18 protein-coding genes and 3 pseudogenes are annotated in these 19,558 nt (G+C 72.3%); 14 read left to right on the top strand and 7 right to left on the bottom strand.

Annotated elements, in window-relative coordinates; genetic code table 11:
- Positions 1-30: 30 nt before the first annotated feature.
- The gene (locus tag ACFY0U_RS19035; protein ID WP_388636720.1) at positions 31-1,644 is read right to left on the bottom strand and encodes an ABC-F family ATP-binding cassette domain-containing protein; all 1,614 of its coding nucleotides are present in this window, start codon (positions 1,642-1,644) and stop codon (positions 31-33) included.
- A 297-nt stretch (positions 1,645-1,941) separates the two neighbouring features.
- Here ACFY0U_RS19035 and ACFY0U_RS19030 point away from each other — a divergent pair, with 297 nt between their 5' ends.
- Both ACFY0U_RS19030 and ACFY0U_RS19025 read left to right on the top strand, forming a co-directional pair.
- Positions 1,942-2,592 carry a GPP34 family phosphoprotein gene (locus tag ACFY0U_RS19030; RefSeq protein ID WP_388636717.1) on the top strand — a complete coding sequence of 217 codons (651 nt, stop codon included), beginning with the start codon at positions 1,942-1,944 and terminating at the stop codon, positions 2,590-2,592.
- Between the two features lie 114 nt (positions 2,593-2,706).
- The gene (locus ACFY0U_RS19025; protein ID WP_388636714.1) at positions 2,707-3,543 is read left to right on the top strand and encodes an isocitrate lyase/phosphoenolpyruvate mutase family protein; all 837 of its coding nucleotides are present in this window, start codon (positions 2,707-2,709) and stop codon (positions 3,541-3,543) included.
- A gap of 19 nt (positions 3,544-3,562) precedes the next feature.
- Here ACFY0U_RS19025 and ACFY0U_RS19020 read toward each other — a convergent pair whose 3' ends face one another.
- Positions 3,563-3,976 carry an SsgA family sporulation/cell division regulator gene (locus tag ACFY0U_RS19020; RefSeq protein ID WP_046256307.1) on the bottom strand — a complete coding sequence of 138 codons (414 nt, stop codon included), beginning with the start codon at positions 3,974-3,976 and terminating at the stop codon, positions 3,563-3,565.
- A gap of 245 nt (positions 3,977-4,221) precedes the next feature.
- On the opposite strand from ACFY0U_RS19020, the gene ACFY0U_RS19015 reads away from it, so the two are divergent.
- Positions 4,222-5,322: a WD40/YVTN/BNR-like repeat-containing protein gene (locus ACFY0U_RS19015; protein ID WP_388636711.1), complete on the top strand. Its 1,101-nt coding sequence runs from the start codon at positions 4,222-4,224 to the stop codon at positions 5,320-5,322.
- 48 nt (positions 5,323-5,370) lie between these two features.
- Positions 5,371-5,694: a plasmid stabilization protein gene (locus ACFY0U_RS19010; protein ID WP_046256309.1), complete on the top strand. Its 324-nt coding sequence runs from the start codon at positions 5,371-5,373 to the stop codon at positions 5,692-5,694.
- Positions 5,695-5,698: 4 nt separating this feature from the next.
- On the opposite strand, the gene ACFY0U_RS19005 is transcribed toward ACFY0U_RS19010, so the two are convergent.
- Positions 5,699-5,995 (bottom strand): YciI family protein, encoded by a 297-nt coding sequence (locus ACFY0U_RS19005; protein WP_388636708.1) that lies wholly within the window; start codon positions 5,993-5,995, stop codon positions 5,699-5,701.
- Between the two features lie 36 nt (positions 5,996-6,031).
- On the opposite strand from ACFY0U_RS19005, the pseudogene ACFY0U_RS19000 reads away from it, so the two are divergent.
- A pseudogene (locus tag ACFY0U_RS19000) lies at positions 6,032-6,715 on the top strand (endonuclease V); the annotation flags it as partial.
- A gap of 524 nt (positions 6,716-7,239) precedes the next feature.
- Positions 7,240-7,386 (top strand): morphogenic membrane protein MmpA, encoded by a 147-nt coding sequence (gene mmpA / locus ACFY0U_RS18995; protein WP_387768479.1) that lies wholly within the window; start codon positions 7,240-7,242, stop codon positions 7,384-7,386.
- Between the two features lie 19 nt (positions 7,387-7,405).
- Here the strand turns inward: mmpA and ACFY0U_RS18990 are convergent, their stop codons facing one another.
- The gene (locus ACFY0U_RS18990) at positions 7,406-8,584 is read right to left on the bottom strand and encodes a saccharopine dehydrogenase family protein (RefSeq protein WP_388636706.1); all 1,179 of its coding nucleotides are present in this window, start codon (positions 8,582-8,584) and stop codon (positions 7,406-7,408) included.
- Between the two features lie 91 nt (positions 8,585-8,675).
- Here ACFY0U_RS18990 and ACFY0U_RS18985 point away from each other — a divergent pair, with 91 nt between their 5' ends.
- From ACFY0U_RS18985 to ACFY0U_RS18955, 7 genes and pseudogenes are all read left to right on the top strand, one after another.
- Positions 8,676-9,056, top strand: a complete 381-nt coding sequence (locus tag ACFY0U_RS18985) for an MmcQ/YjbR family DNA-binding protein (protein WP_388636703.1) — start codon at positions 8,676-8,678, stop codon at positions 9,054-9,056.
- Between the two features lie 115 nt (positions 9,057-9,171).
- Positions 9,172-10,398: a CaiB/BaiF CoA transferase family protein gene (locus tag ACFY0U_RS18980; protein ID WP_388636700.1), complete on the top strand. Its 1,227-nt coding sequence runs from the start codon at positions 9,172-9,174 to the stop codon at positions 10,396-10,398.
- On the top strand, positions 10,395-11,537 hold the full coding sequence (locus ACFY0U_RS18975; RefSeq protein WP_388636697.1) for an acyl-CoA dehydrogenase family protein: 1,143 nt from the start codon (positions 10,395-10,397) through the stop codon (positions 11,535-11,537). The genes ACFY0U_RS18980 and ACFY0U_RS18975 overlap by 4 nt, the downstream gene beginning before the upstream one ends.
- A gap of 21 nt (positions 11,538-11,558) precedes the next feature.
- Entirely contained in the window at positions 11,559-12,773 is a 1,215-nt protein-coding gene (locus tag ACFY0U_RS18970; protein ID WP_388636695.1) for an acetyl-CoA C-acetyltransferase, read from the top strand.
- A 35-nt stretch (positions 12,774-12,808) separates the two neighbouring features.
- Positions 12,809-14,986: a 3-hydroxyacyl-CoA dehydrogenase NAD-binding domain-containing protein gene (locus tag ACFY0U_RS18965; protein WP_388636693.1), complete on the top strand. Its 2,178-nt coding sequence runs from the start codon at positions 12,809-12,811 to the stop codon at positions 14,984-14,986.
- Between the two features lie 138 nt (positions 14,987-15,124).
- Complete coding sequence (locus ACFY0U_RS18960; RefSeq protein ID WP_388636690.1) at positions 15,125-16,753, top strand: thiamine pyrophosphate-binding protein; 1,629 nt, start codon at positions 15,125-15,127, stop codon at positions 16,751-16,753.
- 103 nt (positions 16,754-16,856) lie between these two features.
- Positions 16,857-17,519: pseudogene (locus tag ACFY0U_RS18955) on the top strand (IclR family transcriptional regulator); the annotation flags it as partial.
- On the opposite strand, the gene ACFY0U_RS18950 reads toward ACFY0U_RS18955, so the two are convergent.
- Positions 17,465-17,731: a hypothetical protein gene (locus tag ACFY0U_RS18950; protein WP_388637220.1), complete on the bottom strand. Its 267-nt coding sequence runs from the start codon at positions 17,729-17,731 to the stop codon at positions 17,465-17,467. The pseudogene ACFY0U_RS18955 and the gene ACFY0U_RS18950 overlap by 55 nt on opposite strands.
- Positions 17,732-17,810: 79 nt before the next feature.
- Positions 17,811-17,906: pseudogene (locus ACFY0U_RS18945) on the bottom strand (hypothetical protein); the annotation flags it as partial.
- Positions 17,907-18,075: 169 nt separating this feature from the next.
- On the opposite strand from ACFY0U_RS18945, the gene ACFY0U_RS18940 reads away from it, so the two are divergent.
- Positions 18,076-18,801 carry an SDR family NAD(P)-dependent oxidoreductase gene (locus ACFY0U_RS18940; protein WP_388636687.1) on the top strand — a complete coding sequence of 242 codons (726 nt, stop codon included), beginning with the start codon at positions 18,076-18,078 and terminating at the stop codon, positions 18,799-18,801.
- On the opposite strand, the gene ACFY0U_RS18935 is transcribed toward ACFY0U_RS18940, so the two are convergent.
- A complete protein-coding gene (locus ACFY0U_RS18935; protein WP_388636684.1) occupies positions 18,787-19,512 on the bottom strand; it encodes a MerR family transcriptional regulator in 726 nt (241 codons plus the stop codon). The two genes, ACFY0U_RS18940 and ACFY0U_RS18935, sit on opposite strands and share 15 nt — an antisense overlap.
- Positions 19,513-19,558 lie beyond the last annotated feature (46 nt).

Here is a 19,558-nt window from a genome sequence, read left to right as displayed (position 1 = left end):
AGAAGGGCACCCGGACCGCCGCGTACCCGGTTACCCGACCGCCTCCGGGCTGGTCTCCCGCAGTTCGCCGTCCAGCAGCAGCCAGCGGGTGATGCCGATCGACTCCAGGAACGGCAGGTCGTGGCTGGCCACGATCAGCGCCCCCTCGTAGGACTCCAGCGCCGTCGTCAGCTGCCGCACGCTCGCCATGTCGAGGTTGTTCGTCGGCTCGTCCAGCATCAGCAGCTGCGGCGCCGGCTCGGCCAGCATCAGCGCGGCCAGCGCCGCCCGGAAGCGTTCGCCGCCGGACAGGGTCGCCGCCCGCTGGTCGGCGCGGGCGCCCCGGAACAGGAAGCGGGCGAGCCGGGCCCGCACCCGGTTGTTGCTCGCGCCCGGCGCGAACCGGGCCACGTTCTCGGCGACGCTGAGCTCGTCGTCGAGCACGTCGAGACGCTGCGGCAGGAAACGCAGCGGCACATGTGCCGTCGCCTCTCCCGCCACCGGCTCCAGCTCCCCGGCGATCGTCCGCAGCAGCGTCGTCTTGCCCGCGCCGTTGCGCCCGATCAGCGCGATCCGCTCGGGCCCGCGCAGATCGAAACCGCCCTTCACCCGGGCCCCGTACGCCAGCTCCAGATCCATGAGCGTCAGGACGTCGCGGCCCGGCGGGACGGCGGTGAACGGCAGCTCGACACGGATCTCGTCGTCGTCCCGTACGGCCTCCACCGCCTCGTCCAGCCGCTCCTTGGCCTCGGCGAGCTTCTCCTCGTGCATGATGCGGTGCTTGCCCGCGGACTCCTGCGCCGCGCGCTTGCGCGCCCCCATGACGATCTTCGGCTCGCGCTTCTGGTCCCACATCTTCTGCCCGTACCGCTTGCGGCGGGCCAACTTCATCTGGGCGTCCGACAGTTCGCGCTTCTGCTTCTTCAGATCCGCCTCGGCGACCCGCATCATCCGCTCCGCCGCCTCCTGTTCGACGGCGAGCGCCTCCTCGTAGGCGGAGAAGGTGCCGCCGTACCAGGTGACCTCGCCGGAGCGCAGATCGGCGATCTGGTCGACCAGGTCCAGGAGTTCACGGTCGTGGCTGACGACGACCATGACACCGGGCCAGGACGCGACGGCCGCGTACAGCCGCCGACGGGCGTACAGATCCAGGTTGTTCGTCGGCTCGTCCAGGAGCAGTACGTCCGGTCGGCGCAGCAGCAGCGCGGCCAGCCGCAGGAGCACCGACTCGCCGCCCGACACCTCGCCGATCGTGCGGTCCAACCCGATGTCGCCGAGGCCGAGTTCACCGAGCGTGGCCAGGGCGCGTTCCTCCACGTCCCAGTCGTCGCCGACGGTCTCGAAGTGCTTCTCGGCCACGTCGCCCGCCTCGATGGCGTGCAGCGCGGCGCGCCGGTCGGCGATGCCGAGCGCCTCGTCGACTCTCAGGCCGGTGTCGAGCGTGACGCTCTGCGGGAGGTACCCCACCTCGCCCGCGACGCGCACGGCGCCGTCGGCCGGGGTGAGTTCACCGGCGATCAGCTTCAACAGGGTGGACTTGCCCGAGCCGTTGACGCCGACCAGCCCGGTCCGGCCCGGGCCGACGGCGATGTCCAGGTCCTCGAAGACGGGGGTGCCGTCGGGCCAGGTGAAGGAGAGGGAGGTGCAGGTGATGGAAGTAGACATACGGGCCTCGCGGTTGCTCGGTGCGACAGGGGGCAAACGCGTATCGAGACACCTGTGACCAAGGGGGAGAGTCAGACTCCGCGGGCATGAGAAGAGCCCTGCACCGGAGGACGGCTCGAACGCCGAGGTCGCACGCAGCGCACCCACACCTGTGGTGGGTGACGCGGTGTCTCAGGACCTCAGACGAGCAACGTCCTTCTCCAATCGACGGCAACAGGACCGTCATACACCGTAGGAGAGGGCCTGAAGGCTGTCAACGAATTAACGTGAGACCCGATCGCACCACGAGGAGGCCCCGTGCCCAACGGCTCGCTGTCGCTGCCGGCCCGGCTGTATCTGCTGGCCTGGGACACCACGAGGAACGAGCTCGCCGGCACCGCCCACCTGGTGCGGGCCGGTGCCCTCACCGAGCTGGCCCAGCGCGGTCTGCTCGTCGACGACGACGGCATCGCCACCCCGGTCGACATGGACTCCCGCACCGGGGACGCCGTCCTCGACGGGCTCCTGGAGCTCGTACGCGAGTCCCGGCCGCACCGGTGGCGCAGCTGGGTGCCGCTGCACGCGCGCGTGACGGTGGACGCCGTACGGGAACAGCTCGCCGCCGAGGGGTACCTGCGGGCGGACAAACGCCGGGCCCTCGGACTGTTCCCGACCGTCGAGTACGCCCTGGAACGCGTCGCCGTCGTGGACGCGCTGCGCGAGGAGACGCGACAGGTCCTCGAAGGGCCCGTGCGGCCCGCGGACGTCTCCGAGCGGGACGCCGCCGTCGCCGTCCTGGCGGCCGCGGCCGGGGTGATCGCGCCGGCCGCCCGCAAGGAGCGCGGACCGTACCCGGAGCGGCTGGCTGAGCTGTGGGCACGCGGCGGGGCGGCGGCGCCGGGACTGCGGAAGGTCATGGACGAGCTGGGCACGGCACTGACGGCGACCGGCGCGCCTACGGGGGTCTGAGGGCGGCCACCGGGAGAGGTCGCCAGTTCTCGGCACCCTGAGCGCCTTCACATCTCACGTCCATGTCGGATTCCTGCCAGACCCACCCCGGCACCCGCTGCTTGGCTGGACGTCATGACGAACCAGACCTCGCTCCGTGACCGCGCCCTCGCTTTCCACGCCCTGCACGTGCCGGGACGGCCGCTCGTCCTGCCCAACGCCTGGGACACCGCGAGTGCGCGTGTCGTCGAGGACGCCGGTGCAGCCGCCGTGGCGACCACCAGTGCCGGGGTCGCCTGGGCGCTGGGCGCGGCGGACGGTGACCGGGTGGAGCGGGAGCGGGCGCTCGGTGTCGTCGCGGACATCGCGGCCGCCGTCGGCGTGCCCGTCAGCGCGGACATCGAGAGCGGCTACGCCGGGGATCCGGAGGGCGTCGGCGACACGGTCCGCGCGGTGCTCGCCGCGGGCGCGGTCGGCGTGAACATCGAGGACGCGCTGTACGAGGAGGGCGCCGGTCCGCTGCGGGACGTGGCCGAACAGGCCGAGCGGATCGCCGCCGCCCGCGAGGCCGCCGACGCCGAGGGGGTGCCGCTGTTCGTCAACGCCCGTATCGACACGTTCCTGCGGGGCTCCGGAGACGTGGACCTCACCCTGGAACGGGCCGCCGCCTTCCGGGCCGCGGGCGCCGACGGGATCTTCGTCCCCGGGGCCGTCGACCCGGGAACCGTGAAGCTGCTCGTCGACGGCATCGACGGCCCGCTGAACATCTTGGCCGGCCCGGGCGCCCCGCCGGTCGCGGAGCTGGCCGCGCTCGGCGTCGCGCGCGTGAGCGCCGGTTCAAGCATCGCGCAGGCCGTGCACGCCCTGGTGCACCGCGCCGCGAGGGAGCTGCTGGCGGCGGGCACGTACGACTCGCTGGCGGCCGGCCTCGACTACGGCGGGCTCAACCAGCTTCTGGGGGCGGTGCGCTAGACACGCCCCCCGCAGGGCGCTAGGCGTCCCGCATCAGCTCCGCCAGCTGCTCGTCCAGGTCCAGCTGGAGATGCTCCAGCCCCACCGGCACCAACTCGGCCGTGGCCTGAAGGAACCGGCGCACCTCCCCGGAGCGCACATGCACGACGGCCGTGCCCTCGGGCGCGTGGAACTCCAGAACGGTGCGGTCGTACCCGTACGGCCGCACCCGCACGTCGCCGTGCCCCTCGGCGGTCTCCAGTCCCGCCGTGAGGAGCTCGCGGGAGAAGGTCCAGCAGACCTCCACACCCTCCAGCGTGGCCGGAGCCGGGAAGGTCATGCGCACGGCGAACGGATCGCGCCGGTCGTAGTGCAGCGTGGCGGGGATACTCGGCATCCGCGGCGCGGCGGCGACGAGACGGGCCTCAACGGGCTGCTCGATGACAGTGGACAACGCGTTGCTCCCTCGTGACGGCTGAACTGACTTCCGGGCGGATCGGGCTGGCACTGTTAGAGACGACGGAATCGGCCAATCCGTGTACACGAAAGTCGAGTGACCTCGGTCACCGTTTTTCATGCACGGAAGTGGCGCATGCCACCTTCCGTGCCGCGAAGGGCACTTGTGGCGACCGCCGCCCCGTCCGACGGCGGTCTGGACGGCCACGGGCGCGTGGACTAGCTTCGCCCGCCATGAGGCGCATGGGGAGCACGCGACGCACGCGACACAGGGGACGTACGGCCAGACGGCTCGCCGCGGGGGTGGCGTGCGCGGCGGCACTGGCCGCGCTGACGGCCGTACCCGCACAGGCGCAGCCGCAGCACCGGGCGCCGCACTGGGAACTCAAGGAGAGCGGGACCCCGGAGGTGCGCTTCCGCGGACTGTCGGCCGTCAGCCGGACCACCGCCTGGGTCTCCGGCACCCAGGGCACCGTCCTGCGCACCACGGACGCCGGCGCGACCTGGCGGAACGTCTCGCCGCCCGGCGCCGGCGAGCTCCAGTTCCGGGACATCGAGGCGTTCGACGCGCGCCGGGCCGTCGTGCTGGCCATCGGTGAGGGCGAGGCGTCCCGGGTGTACCGGACCGAGGACGGCGGGGCCACCTGGACCGAGTCCTTCCGCAACACCGACGCCCGCGCCTTCTACGACTGCCTCACCTTCTTCGACCGCAAGCACGGCCTGGCGATGAGCGACCCGGTGGACGGGAAGTTCCGCATCCTGTCGACGAGCGACGGCGGTCGCTCCTGGAAGGTGCTGCCGGACGACGGCATGCCCGCCGCACAGGAGGGCGAGGCCGGGTTCGCGGCGAGCGGGCAGTGCCTGGTGAGCTCCGGTCCGAAGGACGTCTGGCTGGCCACCGGCGGAGCGGCACGCGCACGCGTGCTGCACTCCTCCGACCGCGGCCTGACCTGGAGCGCCACCGACACGCCGATCCCCGCGGGCGACCCCGCCAAGGGCGTCTTCGCGCTCGCCTTCCGTGACCGTACCCACGGCCTCGCCGTCGGCGGCGACTACCGCCCCGACCAGGCATCCCCCCAGGCAGGTGCCGTGACCCGGGACGGCGGCCGCACCTGGCAGCCCTCGGCGACACCCCCGCCCGCCTACCGCTCGGGCGTCGCCTGGCTCCCGTACAGCCGCACCGCCGCCCTCGCGGTCGGCCCCGCCGGGACCGATCTGACGACGGACGGCGGCCGCACCTGGCGCACGGTCGACACGGGCTCGTACGACACCGTGGACTGCACCGCCGACCTCGGCTGCTGGGCGGCCGGCGAGAAGGGGCGCGTGGCCCGGCTGGAGAGCTGATCCGGAATGTGGGTACCCGGTCGCCGAGTGCGGAAGGAGTGAGCCCACATGCCACGTGGTTCGAGCCCGAAGAGGGAACGCCAGTACGAGCACATCAAGGAGAGCGCCCAGGACCGGGGCGAGAGCAAGAAGCGCGCCGAGGAGATCGCCGCGCGGACGGTCAACAAGGAACGCGCCCGCTCCGGGGAGTCGAAGACCGCGAGCCGCACCTCGACCCAGGACATGTCGTCCGGCAAGAGGGGCGGTCAGCGGTCCGGGAAGGGCTCCCAGGGCCCGACCTACGACCAGCTCTACGAGGAGGCCAAGCGCCGCAACATCAGCGGTCGTTCGGACATGAACAAGAGCCAGTTGCAGCGGGCGCTCGGCAAGTGACGCCTCAGGAGGGCGACTCGCGGTACCGCTCCAGCTCCGGTGCGGTCTTCGTGGCCGCGAACTCGGTGACGCGGTAGGCGCAGACGCCGGCCGTGACGAACGGGTCGGTCGCCGCGATCTGCTCGATCCGCGCGCGGTCCTCCGCGACGGCGAGGATCACCCCGCCGTCGCGGGGGTTCTTGCGCCCGGAGGCCAGGAAGACACCCCGCTCGTACTGTGCGTCGAGCCACGCCACATGTGCCTCCAGCACGGCGTCGACCTGATCGAGCGGGGCGGTGTAGGTCAGCTCCAGAACGAACATGATCGTGAGCCTACGCCGACGTACGCTCGTCCCACCATGAGGACCGTAAGCATTCCCGCGGGCTGGCCCGCGACCGAGGAGCAAGCCCGCGCCGTCCAGGACGAGTTGCGCACGAAGGTGGTGCTCGACGAGCCCGGCCCGCCGCCCGGCACCGGGCACGTGACCGGAGTGGACGTGGCCTACGACGACGAGCGGGACGTCGTGGCGGCCGCCGCCGTCGTGCTGGACGCGGCGACCCTCGATGTGGTCGCCGAGGCCACGGCGGTCGGCCGGATCTCCTTCCCGTACGTCCCCGGCCTGCTCGCCTTCCGCGAGATCCCCACGGTCATGGCCGCGCTGGACGCCCTCCCGTGCCCGCCCGGCCTGGTCGTCTGCGACGGCTACGGCCTCGCCCACCCCCGCCGCTTCGGCCTCGCCAGTCACCTCGGCGTCCTCACCGGCCTCCCCACGATCGGCGTCGCCAAGAACCCCTTCACCTTCACCTACGACGACCCCGACGCCCCGCGCGGAAGCGCCTCCCCGCTCCTCGCCGGCACCGAGGAGGTCGGGCGTGCCCTCCGCACCCGCGAGACCGTCAAGCCGGTCTTCGTCTCGGTCGGCCACCGGGTGAGCCTGGACAACGCCTGCGCCCACACCCTGGCGTTGACCCCGCAGTTCCGTCTGCCGGAGACGACCCGCCGCGCGGACTCCCTGTGCCGCAAGGCGCTGAAGGAGGCCACGCATGTTCGGAACCCGCAGGCCGAGCGGGCGGCGGCGGATCCCGAACGGAGTTGGGGGCGCACGCTGTACGAGCGGCAGGCCGATCCGGTGACCTGGGCGGGCCGTGTCCTGGAGGCGGCGGCGCAGGAGTGGGGCCGGACGCCGGAGATCGACGCCGCCCTGGAGCTGGCGAGCGACCGTGAGCGGTGGCACCAGGGGAGAGAGGTGTTCGGCGTGGTCCGTGGGCGCCTGTTCACCGGTGAGGAACAGCTCTCCGCGGAGCGGGAGTTGCTGTTCCGCATCGCCGAGACCGTCGCCAAGATCGCCTACAACGCGGCCGGGCCGCCGCCGTACTACGACTACCACGCGGGGTGGCAGATCGGCCCGCTCGCCCGCCGCGTCGCCGAGGCCACGCGGGATCCCGGCGCCCGCGATCGGATCGAGGCGGCGCTCGGACCGGCCGTCTGAGTACCCGATCTGAGTATCCGTACGGATGTGAGCGCCCCCTCATGATCGGCAGGCTGGGCCCCATGACGACGCACCGTATGCCCCGCCACCGCTCCCCGAAGCCGCTCGCCGACCCGAACCGCCCCGTCGAGCGGGCCGTGATGGCCGCGCTCGTCCTGGCCGTGCTCGCGGGGCTCGCGTGGATTTGCGGGATGATCTACACCGTGGCGACCTGGCCGCTCTAGGGCGCCGGCACCCGCCCTGTCAGCGGCTCTTGGCCACCCGGAAGACGATCCCCGCGCGCTGGAGCCGTTCGGTGAGCGCGTCACCCATCGCCACCACCGTGGTCACCTGGCCGGATGTCGGCGGAAGGTCGTCGAAGGCCAGGGACAGGGCCGCCTCGGCGAAGATCTTCGCCGTCTCGTCGTAGCCCGGGTCGCCGCCCGCGACCTCGGTGAACACCTGGCGGCCGCCGCCCTCGCCGACGAAGCGGATCCTGAACCAGCTCTTGGCGCGCTTCTCGGCGCCCGGACCGTCGCCGGGCTTGAGCCGGTCGGACAACCAGCGTCGCGCGGGCGGCAGTTGGGCCGCGGCGAAGAGCGCGCTCACGGCCGCCACCCCGCCCACGGCCACCGGCAGTCGCCGTACGGCCGCGTAGTGGCGGTAGCGGAAGTCGGGGCCGTAACGTTCCAGCGCCCGTGCCGACCGCCCCACGATCTGCGCGTCGATGGTCGGCAGCGGCAGCGCCCAGGCGCCGACCTCCCCGGCGAACCGCGGGGCGCCGTTCGGAGTGGAGGCCCGCCGTCCCACGAGCCGCGGCTCGTGCCGGGCGCGGTCCCGCGCGGCGGCGATCATCTGCCGCCCGCGCGCGAACTGGTTCAGCGCCGAGGCGAACGTACCGCCCGAGAACGTCGCGTCCGCCGTCACGAACCCGTCCACCCGCAGCGGCACGCCCTCCGGCAGCTGCCGGACCGTGAAGTAGGCGCCGAGGTCGTGCGGCACCGAGTCGAACCCGCACGCGTGCACCAGCCGTGCACCCGTCTCACGCGCGCGTGCGTCGTGCCGGACGTACATCCGGTCCACGAACTCCGGCTCACCGGTGAGGTCGAGATAGTCCGCCCCGGTCTCCGCGCAGGCCGCGACCAGCTCCTCGCCGTAGGTCACATAGGGGCCCACCGTCGTGGCCACCACGCGCGCGTGCTCGGCGAGCGCCCGCAGCGAGGCCGGATCGGACACGTCCGCCCGCAGCACCCCGACCTCCGCGCCGCCCGGCAGCCGCTCCCGCAGCGCCTGGAGCTTCTCCTCGCTGCGACCGGCGACGGCCCAGCGCAGTCCCTCGGGCGCGTGCGCGGCGAGGTACTCCGCGGTGAGCGTCCCCACGAACCCGGTGGCTCCGAAGAGCACGATGTCGTACGGACGGTCCGCCCTGTTCAGCCTGCTCATGACACCCCTCGGTTCCGCAGCACGCGCCGTTGTCGGTGGCCGAGGCTAGCGTGAGGTGTGCGGAGCCCGACGACGAGGCCGGAGGTGTGCGGTGGCCGTGCCCAAGAATGCCCTGAAGAAGTGGGAAAAGGTGCGCGCCTTCTCCCTCGGGATGCCGGGCGCCGTGGAGGAGTTCCCCTGGGGCGAGTCCGTCGCCAAGGTCAACAAGAAGGTGTTCGTCTTCCTCGGTGTCGCGGACGGCAGCTATCCGCTCGGTGTCACGGTCAAGCTCACGGACGACGAGGCCCATGCGCACGCCCTGACCTGCCCCGGCGCCGAGCCTGCCGGGTACGGCCTGGGCAAGGCGGGATGGGTGCGCGTCCCGCTGGAGGAGAAGGGTGCCCCGGCCGCGGAGCTGCTGTGCGACTGGGTGGAGGAGAGCTATCGCGTGATCGCCCCGAAGCGGCTGACAGCGGAGTTGGACGGGCGGTGAGAGGCTGATTGCGGCTGATTGTCTAAGCGCTTGCTCGTTCAGGTCTTGTGCCCAGTGGAACAGGTTCTTAGCATCACTGGTGTTACATCGGTTGTGTCACGCCAATGGGGGCTGCATGACAACGGCAACGACGCCAGGGCAGGGCCCGCTGACCGGCGTACGCGTGCTCGAACTGGCCGGCATCGGACCGGGCCCGTTCGCCGCCATGCTCCTGGCCGACCTGGGCGCCGACGTCGTCCGCGTGGACCGGCCCGGCGGCCCCGGGCTCGCCATCAAGGCCGAGTACGACGTCACCAACCGCAACAAGCGCTCGGTGATCATCGACCTCAAGGCCCCGGACGGCGCCGCCCGCGTCCTCGACCTCGCCGAACGCGCCGACATCCTGATCGAGGGCTACCGCCCCGGCGTCGCCGAGCGCCTCGGCATCGGTCCCGAGGCCTGCCACGCCCGCAACCCGGGGCTCGTCTACGGCCGGATGACCGGCTGGGGCCAGGACGGCCCGCTGGCCCGGCGCGCCGGCCACGACATCGCGTACATCGCCCTCACCGGCACCCTCGGCATGATCGGCAGCCCCGACGCGCCCCCGCCCGCCCCCGCCAACCTCCTCGGCGACTACGCGGGCGGCTCCCTCTACCTCGTCGTGGGCGTCCTCGCCGCCCTCCACCACGCGCGCGTGACCGGCACGGGCCAGGTCGTCGACGCCGCGATCATCGACGGCACCGCCCACCTCTCGGCGATGATCCACGGCATGCTCGCCGCCGGCGGCTGGCAGGACCGGCGCGGCGCCAACCTCCTGGACGGCGGCTGCCCGTACTACGGCACCTATGAGACGGCCGACGGGAAGTACATGGCGGTCGGGCCGCTGGAGCCGCAGTTCTACGCCGAGTTCGTACGCCTCCTAGACCTGGAGGAGCACGCCGAGGCCCGCAAGGACTGGACCCGCTGGGGCGACCTGCGCGAGGCCGTCGCCGCGCGCTTCAAGTCCCGTACCAGGGACGCGTGGACGGCCGCCTTCGACGGCACGGACGCGTGCGTGGCCCCCGTCCTGTCGCTGCGCGAGGCCCCGCACCACCCCCACCTCGCCGCGCGCGGCACCTTCACCGACCACGGCGGCCTCACCCAGCCCGCGCCCGCCCCGCGGTTCTCCGCGACCCCCACCGCCGTCCGCACCGGCCCCGCCCGCCCCGGCGCGAACACCGAGGACGTGGCACACGACTGGGACGTACCCGATCTCCTGAAGGGCCTCGACCTGGACGGCCCCGCAACGAAGGGCCTCGACCTGGACGGCCCCGCAACCAAGGGCCCCGATCCGGACGCCCCCGCACCGAAGGGCCTCGCATGAAGCGGCAGATCTTCGCCCCCGAGCACGACGCCTTCCGCGAGACCGTGCGCGCCTTCCTGGCCAGAGAGGTGCGGCCGTACTACGCCCAGTGGGAGACGGACGGCATCGTCTCCCGCGACGCCTGGCGCGCGGCCGGCAAGCAGGGGCTGCTCGGGCTCGCCGTGGACGAGGAGTTCGGGGGCGGCGGCACCACCGACTTCCGCTACAGCGCCGTCCTCGCCGAGGAGTTCACACGCGCGGGCGCCTCGGGGCTCGCCCTCGGTCTGCACAACGACATCATCGGCCCGTATCTGACCGGCCTGGCCACCGAGGAGCAGCGGCGGCGCTGGCTGCCCGGCTTCTGCGACGGCACCCTGATCACCGCCATCGCCATGACCGAACCCGGCGCAGGATCAGACCTCCAAGGCATCCGCACCCACGCCGAGGACCGCGGCGACCACTGGGTTCTCAACGGCTCCAAGACCTTCATCTCCAACGGCATCCTCGCCGACCTCGTGATCGTCGTCGCCAAGACGACCCCCGAGGGCGGCGCGCACGGCCTGTCGCTGCTCGTCGTCGAGCGCGGCATGGAGGGCTTCGAGCGCGGCCGCAACCTCGACAAGATCGGCCAGAAGGCCCAGGACACCGCCGAGTTGTTCTTCCGTGACGTGCGCGTGCCCAAGGAGAACCTCCTCGGCGAGCTCAACGGCGCGTTCGTCCACCTGATGACGAACCTCGCGCAGGAGCGCCTGAGCATCGCCGTCTCCGCGATCGCCGCCGCCGAGCACCTGCTGGAGATCACCACGGAGTACGTCAAGGAGCGCGAGGCCTTCGGCCGGCCGCTCGCGACCAAGCAGCACATCCGTTTCGAGATAGCGGAGATGGCCACCGAGTGCGCCGTCACCCGCACGTTCCTCGACCGCTGCATCGAGGATCACTCGAACGGGCAACTCGACGCCGTCCACGCCTCCATGGCCAAGTGGTGGGCGACCGAGCTCCAGAAGCGGGTCGCCGACCGCTGTCTGCAACTGCACGGCGGCTACGGCTACATGAGCGAGTACCCCGTCGCCCGGGCCTTCACCGACGGCCGCATCCAGACCATCTACGGCGGGACGACCGAGATCATGAAGGAGATCATCGGGCGTTCCCTGCTCGGCTAACCCTCGTTGAAAGGCTTTCCAGTGAGCACCGAAGCGTATGTGTACGACGCGATCCGCACCCCGCGCGGTCGCGGCAAGGCGAACGGCGCCCTGCACGGCACCAAGCCCATCGACCTGGTCGTCGGACTCATCCACGAGATCCGCGACCGTTTCCCGGGCCTGGACCCGGCCGCCATCGACGACATCGTGCTCGGCGTGGTCGGCCCTGTCGGAGACCAGGGCTCCGACATCGCCCGGATCGCCGCCGTGGCCGCCGGACTGCCGGACACGGTCGCGGGCGTACAGGAGAACCGCTTCTGTGCGTCGGGTCTGGAGGCGGTCAACATGGCCGCCGCCAAGGTCCGTTCCGGCTGGGAGGACCTGGTTCTCGCGGGCGGCGTGGAGTCCATGTCCCGGGTGCCGATGGCCTCGGACGGCGGCGCCTGGTTCAACGACCCGATGACCAACCTGTCCGTGAACTTCGTGCCGCAGGGCATCGGCGCCGACCTCATCGCCACCATCGAGGGCTTCTCGCGGCGGGACGTGGACGAGTACGCAGCACTGTCGCAGGAGCGGGCGGCGACGGCCTGGAAGGAGGGCCGCTTCGACCGTTCCGTCGTGCCGGTGAAGGACCGCAGCGGCCTGGTGGTGCTGGACCACGACGAGTACATGCGCCCGGGCACCACCGCCGACTCGCTCGCCAAGCTCAAGCCGTCCTTCGCGGACATCGGCGACCTGGGCGGCTTCGACGCGGTCGCGCTCCAGAAGTACCACTGGGTCGAGAAGATCGACCACGTCCACCACGCCGGCAACTCCTCCGGCATCGTGGACGGCGCCTCGCTGGTCGCCATCGGCTCGCGCGAGGTCGGCGAGCGCTACGGCCTCACCCCGCGCGCGCGGATCATCTCCGCGGCCGTCTCCGGCTCCGAGCCCACCATCATGCTCACCGGCCCCGCCCCCGCGACCCGTAAGGCGCTCGCCAAGGCCGGGCTGACCATCGACGACATCGACCTCGTCGAGATCAACGAGGCCTTCGCGGCGGTCGTCCTGCGCTTCGTGAGGGACATGGGCCTCTCGCTGGACAAGGTCAACGTCAACGGCGGCGCCATCGCGCTGGGCCACCCGCTCGGCGCGACCGGCGCGATGATCCTCGGCTCGCTCGTCGACGAACTGGAGCGCCAGGACAAGCGGTACGGCCTCGCCACGCTCTGTGTGGGCGGCGGCATGGGCATCGCCACCATCGTCGAGCGCATCTGACCCCCCTCCCGACGGATCACACGGAGCATCTCCCCATGAGCACTGAGTCCACCACCATCCGCTGGGAACAGGACCGGTCCGGCGTCGTCACCCTCGTCCTCGACGACCCCGACCAGTCCGCGAACACCATGAACCAGGCGTTCCGCGACTCCCTCGCCGTCGTCACCGACCGCCTGGAGGCCGAGAAGGACTCCATCCGCGGCATCATCTTCACCTCCGCCAAGAAGACCTTCTTCGCGGGCGGCGACCTGCGCGACCTCATCCGGGTCACCCCGGAGACCGCGCAGGAGCTCTTCGACGGCGGCCTCGCGATCAAGCGCGACCTGCGCCGCATCGAGACCCTCGGCAAGCCGGTCGTCGCCGCGATGAACGGCGCGGCCCTCGGCGGCGGTTACGAGATCGCGCTGGCCTGCCACCACCGCATCGCCCTCGACGCCCCCGGCTCCAAGATCGGCTGCCCCGAGGTCACCCTCGGCCTCCTGCCGGGCGGCGGTGGCGTCGCCCGCACGGTCCGCCTCCTCGGCATCGCCGACGCGCTGCTGAAGGTGCTCCTCCAGGGCACCCAGTACAGCCCGCAGCGCGCCCTCCAGAACGGTCTGATCCACGAGGTGGCCGCCACCCAGGAGGAACTGCTCGCCAAGGCCCGCGCCTTCATCGAGGCCAACCCCGAGTCGCAGCAGCCCTGGGACAAGCCCGGCTACCGCATCCCCGGCGGCACACCCGCCAACCCCAAGTTCGCGGCCAACCTCCCCGCCTTCCCCGCCAACCTGCGCAAGCAGACCAACGGCGCCCCCTACCCGGCCCCGCGCAACATCCTCGCCGCCGCCGTCGAGGGCTCCCAGGTCGACTTCGAGACCGCACAGGTCATCGAGGCGCGCTACTTCGTGGAGCTGGCGGCGGGCCAGATCTCGAAGAACATGATCCAGGCGTTCTTCTTCGACCTCCAGGCCGTCAACTCCGGCGCCAACCGCCCCAAGGGCATCGAGCCGCGCAAGGTCCGCAAGGTCGCCGTCCTCGGCGCCGGGATGATGGGCGCCGGCATCGCGTACTCGTGCGCCCGCGCGGGCATCGACGTCGTGCTGAAGGACGTGTCGGCGGAAGCGGCGGCCAAGGGCAAGGCGTACTCCGAGAAGCTCTGCGCGAAGGCGGTCTCCCGCGGCCGTACGACGCAGGAGAAGGCGGACGCCCTGCTGGCCCGCATCACACCGACCTCCGACCCCGCCGACGTCGCCGGCTGTGACGCGGTCATCGAGGCCGTCTTCGAGAACCCCGAGCTCAAGCACAAGGTGTTCCAGGAGATCCAGCACCTCGTCGAGCCCGACGCGCTGCTGTGCTCCAACACCTCCACCCTGCCCATCACCGTGCTGGCGGAAGGCGTGGAACGCCAGGCGGACTTCATCGGACTGCACTTCTTCTCGCCGGTCGACAAGATGCCGCTCGTCGAGATCATCAAGGGCGAGCGGACGGGGGAGGAGGCCCTGGCCCGGGCCTTCGACCTGGTGCGGCAGATCAAGAAGACACCGATCGTCGTGAACGACTCGCGCGGCTTCTTCACCTCCCGGGTCATCGGCCACTTCATCAACGAGGGCGTCGCGATGGTCGGCGAGGGCATCGAGCCGGCGTCCATCGAGCAGGCGGCGGCACAGGCCGGCTACCCGGCGAAGGTGCTGTCCCTGATGGACGAGCTCACGCTGACGCTCCCGCGCAAGATCCGCAACGAGTCCAAGCGGGCTGTCGAGGAGGCGGGCGGGGTGTGGCCCACGCATCCCGCGGAGGCCGTCATCGACCGCATGGTCGACGAGTTCGGCCGTACCGGGCGCAGCGGCGGCGCCGGCTTCTACGAGTACGGCGAGGACGGCAGGCGCGCGCGGCTGTGGCCGGGCCTGCGCGAGCACTTCACCAAGCCCGGCCACGAGATCCCCTTCGAGGACATGCAGGAGCGCATGCTCTTCTCCGAGGCCCTCGACACGGTCAAGCTCCTGGAGGAGGGCGTCCTGACGTCCGTCGCCGACGCCAACATCGGCTCCATCTTCGGCATCGGCTTCCCGGGCTGGACCGGTGGCGTCCTCCAGTACATCAACGGCTACGAGGGCGGCCTCCCGGGCTTCGTGGCACGCGCACGTGAACTGGCCGAGCGCTACGGGGACCGCTTCACGCCGCCGGCGCTGCTGGTGGAGAAGGCGGAGAAGGGGGAGCGGTTCGGGGACGCGTGACGGGGGTGCCGGCGGGGGCGTGAATCCTCGGGCCCGCCCCCGCCCGTACCGCTGAGCGACACGCCCCGCTTGCTCCCGGGGTGCCGGACCGCCGACGCTGACCTGCGAACCGGTCCCCGTCCCCACCGAGGAGCCCCCATGGGAACCCGTCCCGCCCTCGCCTTCCTGGACATCCTCCGCGGCGAGGGCGTGGACCGGGTCTTCGGCAACCCCGGCACCACCGAACTCCCCTTCCTGGCCGCGCTCAAGGAGACCGAGGACGCCCCCGAGTACGTCCTCGGTGTGCACGAGGGCGCGGTCGTCTCGATGGCGGACGGTTACGCGCGCGCCACCGGCCGCCCCGCCTTCGTGAGCCTGCACGTCGCCGCGGGCCTCGCCAACGGCCTCATCGGCCTCCTCAACGCCCGCCGCTCCCGCACCCCCCTCGTCGTCACCGCAGGCCAGCAGGACCGCCGCCACCTCCAGCAGGACCCGATGCTCTCCGGCGACCTCGTCGCCCTCGCGAGGCCCGCGGTGAAGGCGGCGTACGACGTTCAGCACGCCCGCGACCTGCCGTTGGCGTTACGCCGCGCCTTCGCCCTCGCCGTACGACCGCCCGCGGGCCCGGTGTTCCTGTCCGTCCCCATGGACGTGTTCGCCGAGGACACCGAGGTCGAGGTCCCCGCCCCCACCCCGGCACCCCCACCCGGACCGGCCCCCGGCATCGAACGCGCAGCCGTCCTCCTCGGCGGCGCCGCCCGCCCCGCGATCGTCGCCGGGGACGGAGTCGGCCGCGAGGACGCCGTCGCCGCCCTGGTCCGCGTGGCGGAGGCCTGCGGCGCGACCGTGCACCACCAGCCCATGGCCGACTGCCTGAACTTCCCGACCACCCATCCCCTCTACGCCGGGATGCTGCCGCCCCGCCACGACGCCATCCGCGCCGCCCTCGCCCCGCACGACGTGCTGCTGATCGCCGGCGCCCACGCCTTCACCCCGCACCACTACACCCCGGGCCCCGCCCTGCCGCCCGGCCTCACCGTCGTCCAACTCGACTCCGACCCCGACGAGAGCGGCCGCAACTTCCCCGCCGAGGCCGGCCTGGTCGGCTCCCTCGCGCCCTCCCTGCACCGCCTCGCCGGCCTCCTGCGCGAACGCGTCCCCGCCCACACCGCCAAGGGCCGCGTCCTGCGCACCGGCGAACGCCACGCCGTGGACCGCGACCGCGCCGAGTCCGCCGCCCGCGCCGCGTACTCCCCGGCCCCGCTCGCCCCCTGGGCCGCCGCCCACGCCGTGGCCCGCGGTCTGCCGCCCGGCGCCGCGATCGTCGAAGAGGCCATCACCGTAGGGCTGTTGCTGCGTCGTCTCGTACGCCTGGACCGTCCCGGCAGCTACACCCACACCGTCGGCGGCGGCCTGGGCTGGGGCATCGGCGCCGCCGTCGGCCGCGCGCTCGCCGAGCCGGGACGGCCCGTGGTCGCCGTACTGGGCGACGGCAGCGCCCTGTTCGGCCTCCAGGGACTGTGGAGCGCCGCACGGCAGTCGGCCCCGGTCCTGTTCGTCGTGATGGGCAACGGCGCCTACCGCACCCTCCAGGACACCTACGAGGCGATGGGCGGCCAGGGCCTGTGCCCCGGCACCGAACTGGGCCCCCTGGACTTCACCCGGGCGGCCGCCTTCTTCGGCGTCGACGCGGTCCGTGCCGAGAGCGCCGGGCATCTGCGCGAACTGGTCGCCGGGGCAGGGCAGTCGAAGGGGCCGCTGCTGGTCGACGTACCGCTGAAGCAGTGAGACCCCTGGCGGGGGGAACGACATCCGCGACCGAGGCGATGATCCGCCACTCACAGCGTCGCGCACCTTGCCACCCGCACACCCAAGCATCACCATTCGGTCCATGACGGACGACGGTCCTCTGCCCAAGTCGGTGCTGGCCCGCGGAGTGACACTCCTGCGTGCTTGCGGGGACTCCGGGACCGCCCTCACCCTCGCCGAACTCGCCCTGCGCACCGGGTTGCCCAAGCCCACAGCGCACCGGCTGATCGGCGAACTGGTCCGGCTCGGCCTCGTCGAGCGGACCCGCGCCGGCAGCTACCGCATCGGGCTCGGCCTGTTCGTGCTCGGACAGTCCGCGCCGGCCGTGTGCGAACTGCGGGACGCCGCACTGCCGTACCTGGGCGACCTGCACGAGGCCACCCACGAGAACGTCCACCTCGCCGTCCCGGACGGCACCGACACCCTCTTCGTGGAGAAGGTCACCGGCCGCCGCGCCACCCCGATCGTCTCCCGCACCGGCGGCCGCCTCCCCGCCCACTGCACGGCCACCGGCAAGGTCTTCCTCGCCCAGGACCCCCGCCCACCCCACCGCACCCTGCTCCGGCTGACCCCGCGCACCCTGGTCCTCCCGGGCCAGCTGGCCCGGGACCTGGCCCTGACCCGCGCCCGGGGCTTCGGCGTCAACCTGGAGGAGGCCGAGATCGGCGTCTCGGCGGTGGCGGCCGCGGTCTACGCCCACGACCGCGACCCCCGCCCGATCGCGGCGATCTCGGTGACAGGCGGCACCCGCCGCCTGGACGTGGACCGGGTGGGCGCGAGGGTCTGCGCGGCGGCAAGGGCTCTGACCCGGGCACGCGCTCCCTGCACCTCTCCGGTCACCCGGCCCCTGACGAAGACCAGCACCCTGTCGCACACCTCCGTCAGCTCCGCCAGGTCCGTCGAAGCGATCAGGACCGCCGCACCGCCCGCCGCCAACTCGCCCACGATCCGGTGCATCTCGCCCCGTACGCCGAAGCGTGCCCAGCGTGACGATGCACGACGGCAGCGCGAGCAGGGTCGTCACCAGCGCGTTGAACGCCCCGAGCACGATCCCGGTGAGCAGCATCACCGGTACCGCCGCCCAGGGCGACCAGCCGTCCCGTACGAGAAGCGCCCCGACGACCAGCACCATCGCGTAGGTGCCGCCCACCGACAGGTCGACCTCGCGCATGGCGAGCGCGAAGACCATGCCGCGGGGTCGCCCCGCAGCGTCGGCCCAGGCGGCCGCAGCGGCAACACGGGCGTTCCAGCGAGTGGAATGCGCTCTTGCCGGGCGCCTGACGGGTCATCACACTCGCCCCATGGAGACGCGTACCGCCCTGGTGACCGGAGCGGCACAGGGCCTCGGGCAGGAGTTCGCCGTCGCGCTGGCCGGGCGCGGCTACCGGGTCGCGGGCCTCGACCTCGTCCCGCAGCCGCAGACCGCGGGCCGGATCCTCGACTATGTGGAACTGGTGGGAGACGTCACCGACGAGGAGGTCGTACGGGCCGAACTGGAGCGTGCGATCGACCGGTTCGGCACCCTGCACGTCGTCGTCAACAACGCCGGCGTCTACCCGTCGAAGCCCTTCGAGGAGACGACCGCCGAGGAGTGGCGGCGCGTCCTGCGCGTCAACCTGGAGGCCCCGTTCCTGGTGACACAGGCCGCGCTGCCCTATCTGAAGGCGGCCCGGTGGGGCCGTGTCGTCAACATCGCCTCCGCGGCCGTGTTCACCGCGCCGCCCACGATGGTCCCCTACGTCGCCTCGAAGATGGGCCTGATCGGCTTCACCCGCGCGCTCGCCGCCGCGCTCGCCCCGTACGGGATCACCGTCAACGCCATCGCGCCCACCATGGTCCGCACCGCCACCGCCGAACGGACGGTCGGCGCCGACGGCGGCTTCGCGTTCGTGCGCGACCGCCAGGCCGTCGCCCGCACCCAGGAGCCGGCCGACCTGGTCTCGACGCTGCTGTACGTGGTCGACGAGGGCAGCGGCTTCCTGACCGGTCAGACCCTCAACGTGTCAGGAGGATCAGCCTACTTGTGAGGGGCCGGACGAGGCCGGGACCCATTCGCTGAGCTCCTCCCTCAGCGACCGCTGGAAGGTGGTCAGCAGCGCCTGCACCACGATCGGATGCATATGGGCGGACAGCGACTTCACGTCCCGCGTGTCCCGCTCCGAGACCTCCCCCCGGAACAGCTCCGCCAACTCGTGCGCCGCGGCCCGCGCATGCTCGACGAGCACACCGCGCGCCGCGAGGATCGACTCCAAGGACAGGGGGACGTCGAGCAGTTGGACTCCGAGCCGCAGCAGCCCCGCGTCGAAGTGGTAGCGGTCGCCGTCCGGCCGTACGACGTTCATCGCGGCCAGCCGCTCCACGTCCGCGTCGCCGAGCGCCCGCCCCGCCCGCTGCTCCAGCTCCACGCGGGTCGCCGTCTCCGCGGTGTCCGGTGCCCAGGAGGCCACGACCGCACGGTGGATCGCGAGGTCGTGCGGGCTCAGGTCCGGCGGCAGCTGACGCAGATACCGCTCGATCGCCGCGAGCGTCATCCCCTGGTGCTGGAGCTCCTCGATCAGCGCGAGCCGCGACAGGTGCTCCTGCCCGTAGTGCCCCACCCGCCGCGGACCGATGACCGGCGGCGGCAGCAGCCCCTTGGTGCCGTAGAAGCGGACCGTGCGGACCGTGACGCCCGCCCGCGCGGCCAGCTCGTCGATCGTGAGGTCGGTCGCGTCGATCTCGGTGGGTTCGGTCGTCATGTGCAGCAGTATCGCTGTCTCACCAGTGCTGTGAAACCTCGCGGGC

This window comes from Streptomyces sp. NPDC001536, from assembly GCF_042894505.1.
Lineage (GTDB): Bacteria > Actinomycetota > Actinomycetes > Streptomycetales > Streptomycetaceae > Streptomyces.
Note: the sequence above shows the minus strand (reverse complement) of the source record. Positions and strands in the feature narration are given on the sequence as shown.

Coding starts and splice junctions, on each gene's coding strand:
- ACFY0U_RS18980 (WP_388636700.1), top strand. CDS start 9,172: ATGACAACGGCAACGACGCCAGGGCAGGGCCCGCTGACCGGCGTACGC.
- ACFY0U_RS19005 (WP_388636708.1), bottom strand. CDS start 5,995: ATGTTCGTTCTGGAGCTGACCTACACCGCCCCGCTCGATCAGGTCGAC.
- ACFY0U_RS18935 (WP_388636684.1), bottom strand. CDS start 19,512: ATGACGACCGAACCCACCGAGATCGACGCGACCGACCTCACGATCGAC.
- ACFY0U_RS19035 (WP_388636720.1), bottom strand. CDS start 1,644: ATGTCTACTTCCATCACCTGCACCTCCCTCTCCTTCACCTGGCCCGAC.
- ACFY0U_RS19025 (WP_388636714.1), top strand. CDS start 2,707: ATGACGAACCAGACCTCGCTCCGTGACCGCGCCCTCGCTTTCCACGCC.
- ACFY0U_RS19015 (WP_388636711.1), top strand. CDS start 4,222: ATGGGGAGCACGCGACGCACGCGACACAGGGGACGTACGGCCAGACGG.
- ACFY0U_RS18950 (WP_388637220.1), bottom strand. CDS start 17,731: ATGCACCGGATCGTGGGCGAGTTGGCGGCGGGCGGTGCGGCGGTCCTG.
- ACFY0U_RS18965 (WP_388636693.1), top strand. CDS start 12,809: ATGAGCACTGAGTCCACCACCATCCGCTGGGAACAGGACCGGTCCGGC.
- ACFY0U_RS18975 (WP_388636697.1), top strand. CDS start 10,395: ATGAAGCGGCAGATCTTCGCCCCCGAGCACGACGCCTTCCGCGAGACC.
- ACFY0U_RS18940 (WP_388636687.1), top strand. CDS start 18,076: ATGGAGACGCGTACCGCCCTGGTGACCGGAGCGGCACAGGGCCTCGGG.
- mmpA (WP_387768479.1), top strand. CDS start 7,240: ATGCCCCGCCACCGCTCCCCGAAGCCGCTCGCCGACCCGAACCGCCCC.
- ACFY0U_RS18960 (WP_388636690.1), top strand. CDS start 15,125: ATGGGAACCCGTCCCGCCCTCGCCTTCCTGGACATCCTCCGCGGCGAG.
- ACFY0U_RS18990 (WP_388636706.1), bottom strand. CDS start 8,584: ATGAGCAGGCTGAACAGGGCGGACCGTCCGTACGACATCGTGCTCTTC.
- ACFY0U_RS19010 (WP_046256309.1), top strand. CDS start 5,371: ATGCCACGTGGTTCGAGCCCGAAGAGGGAACGCCAGTACGAGCACATC.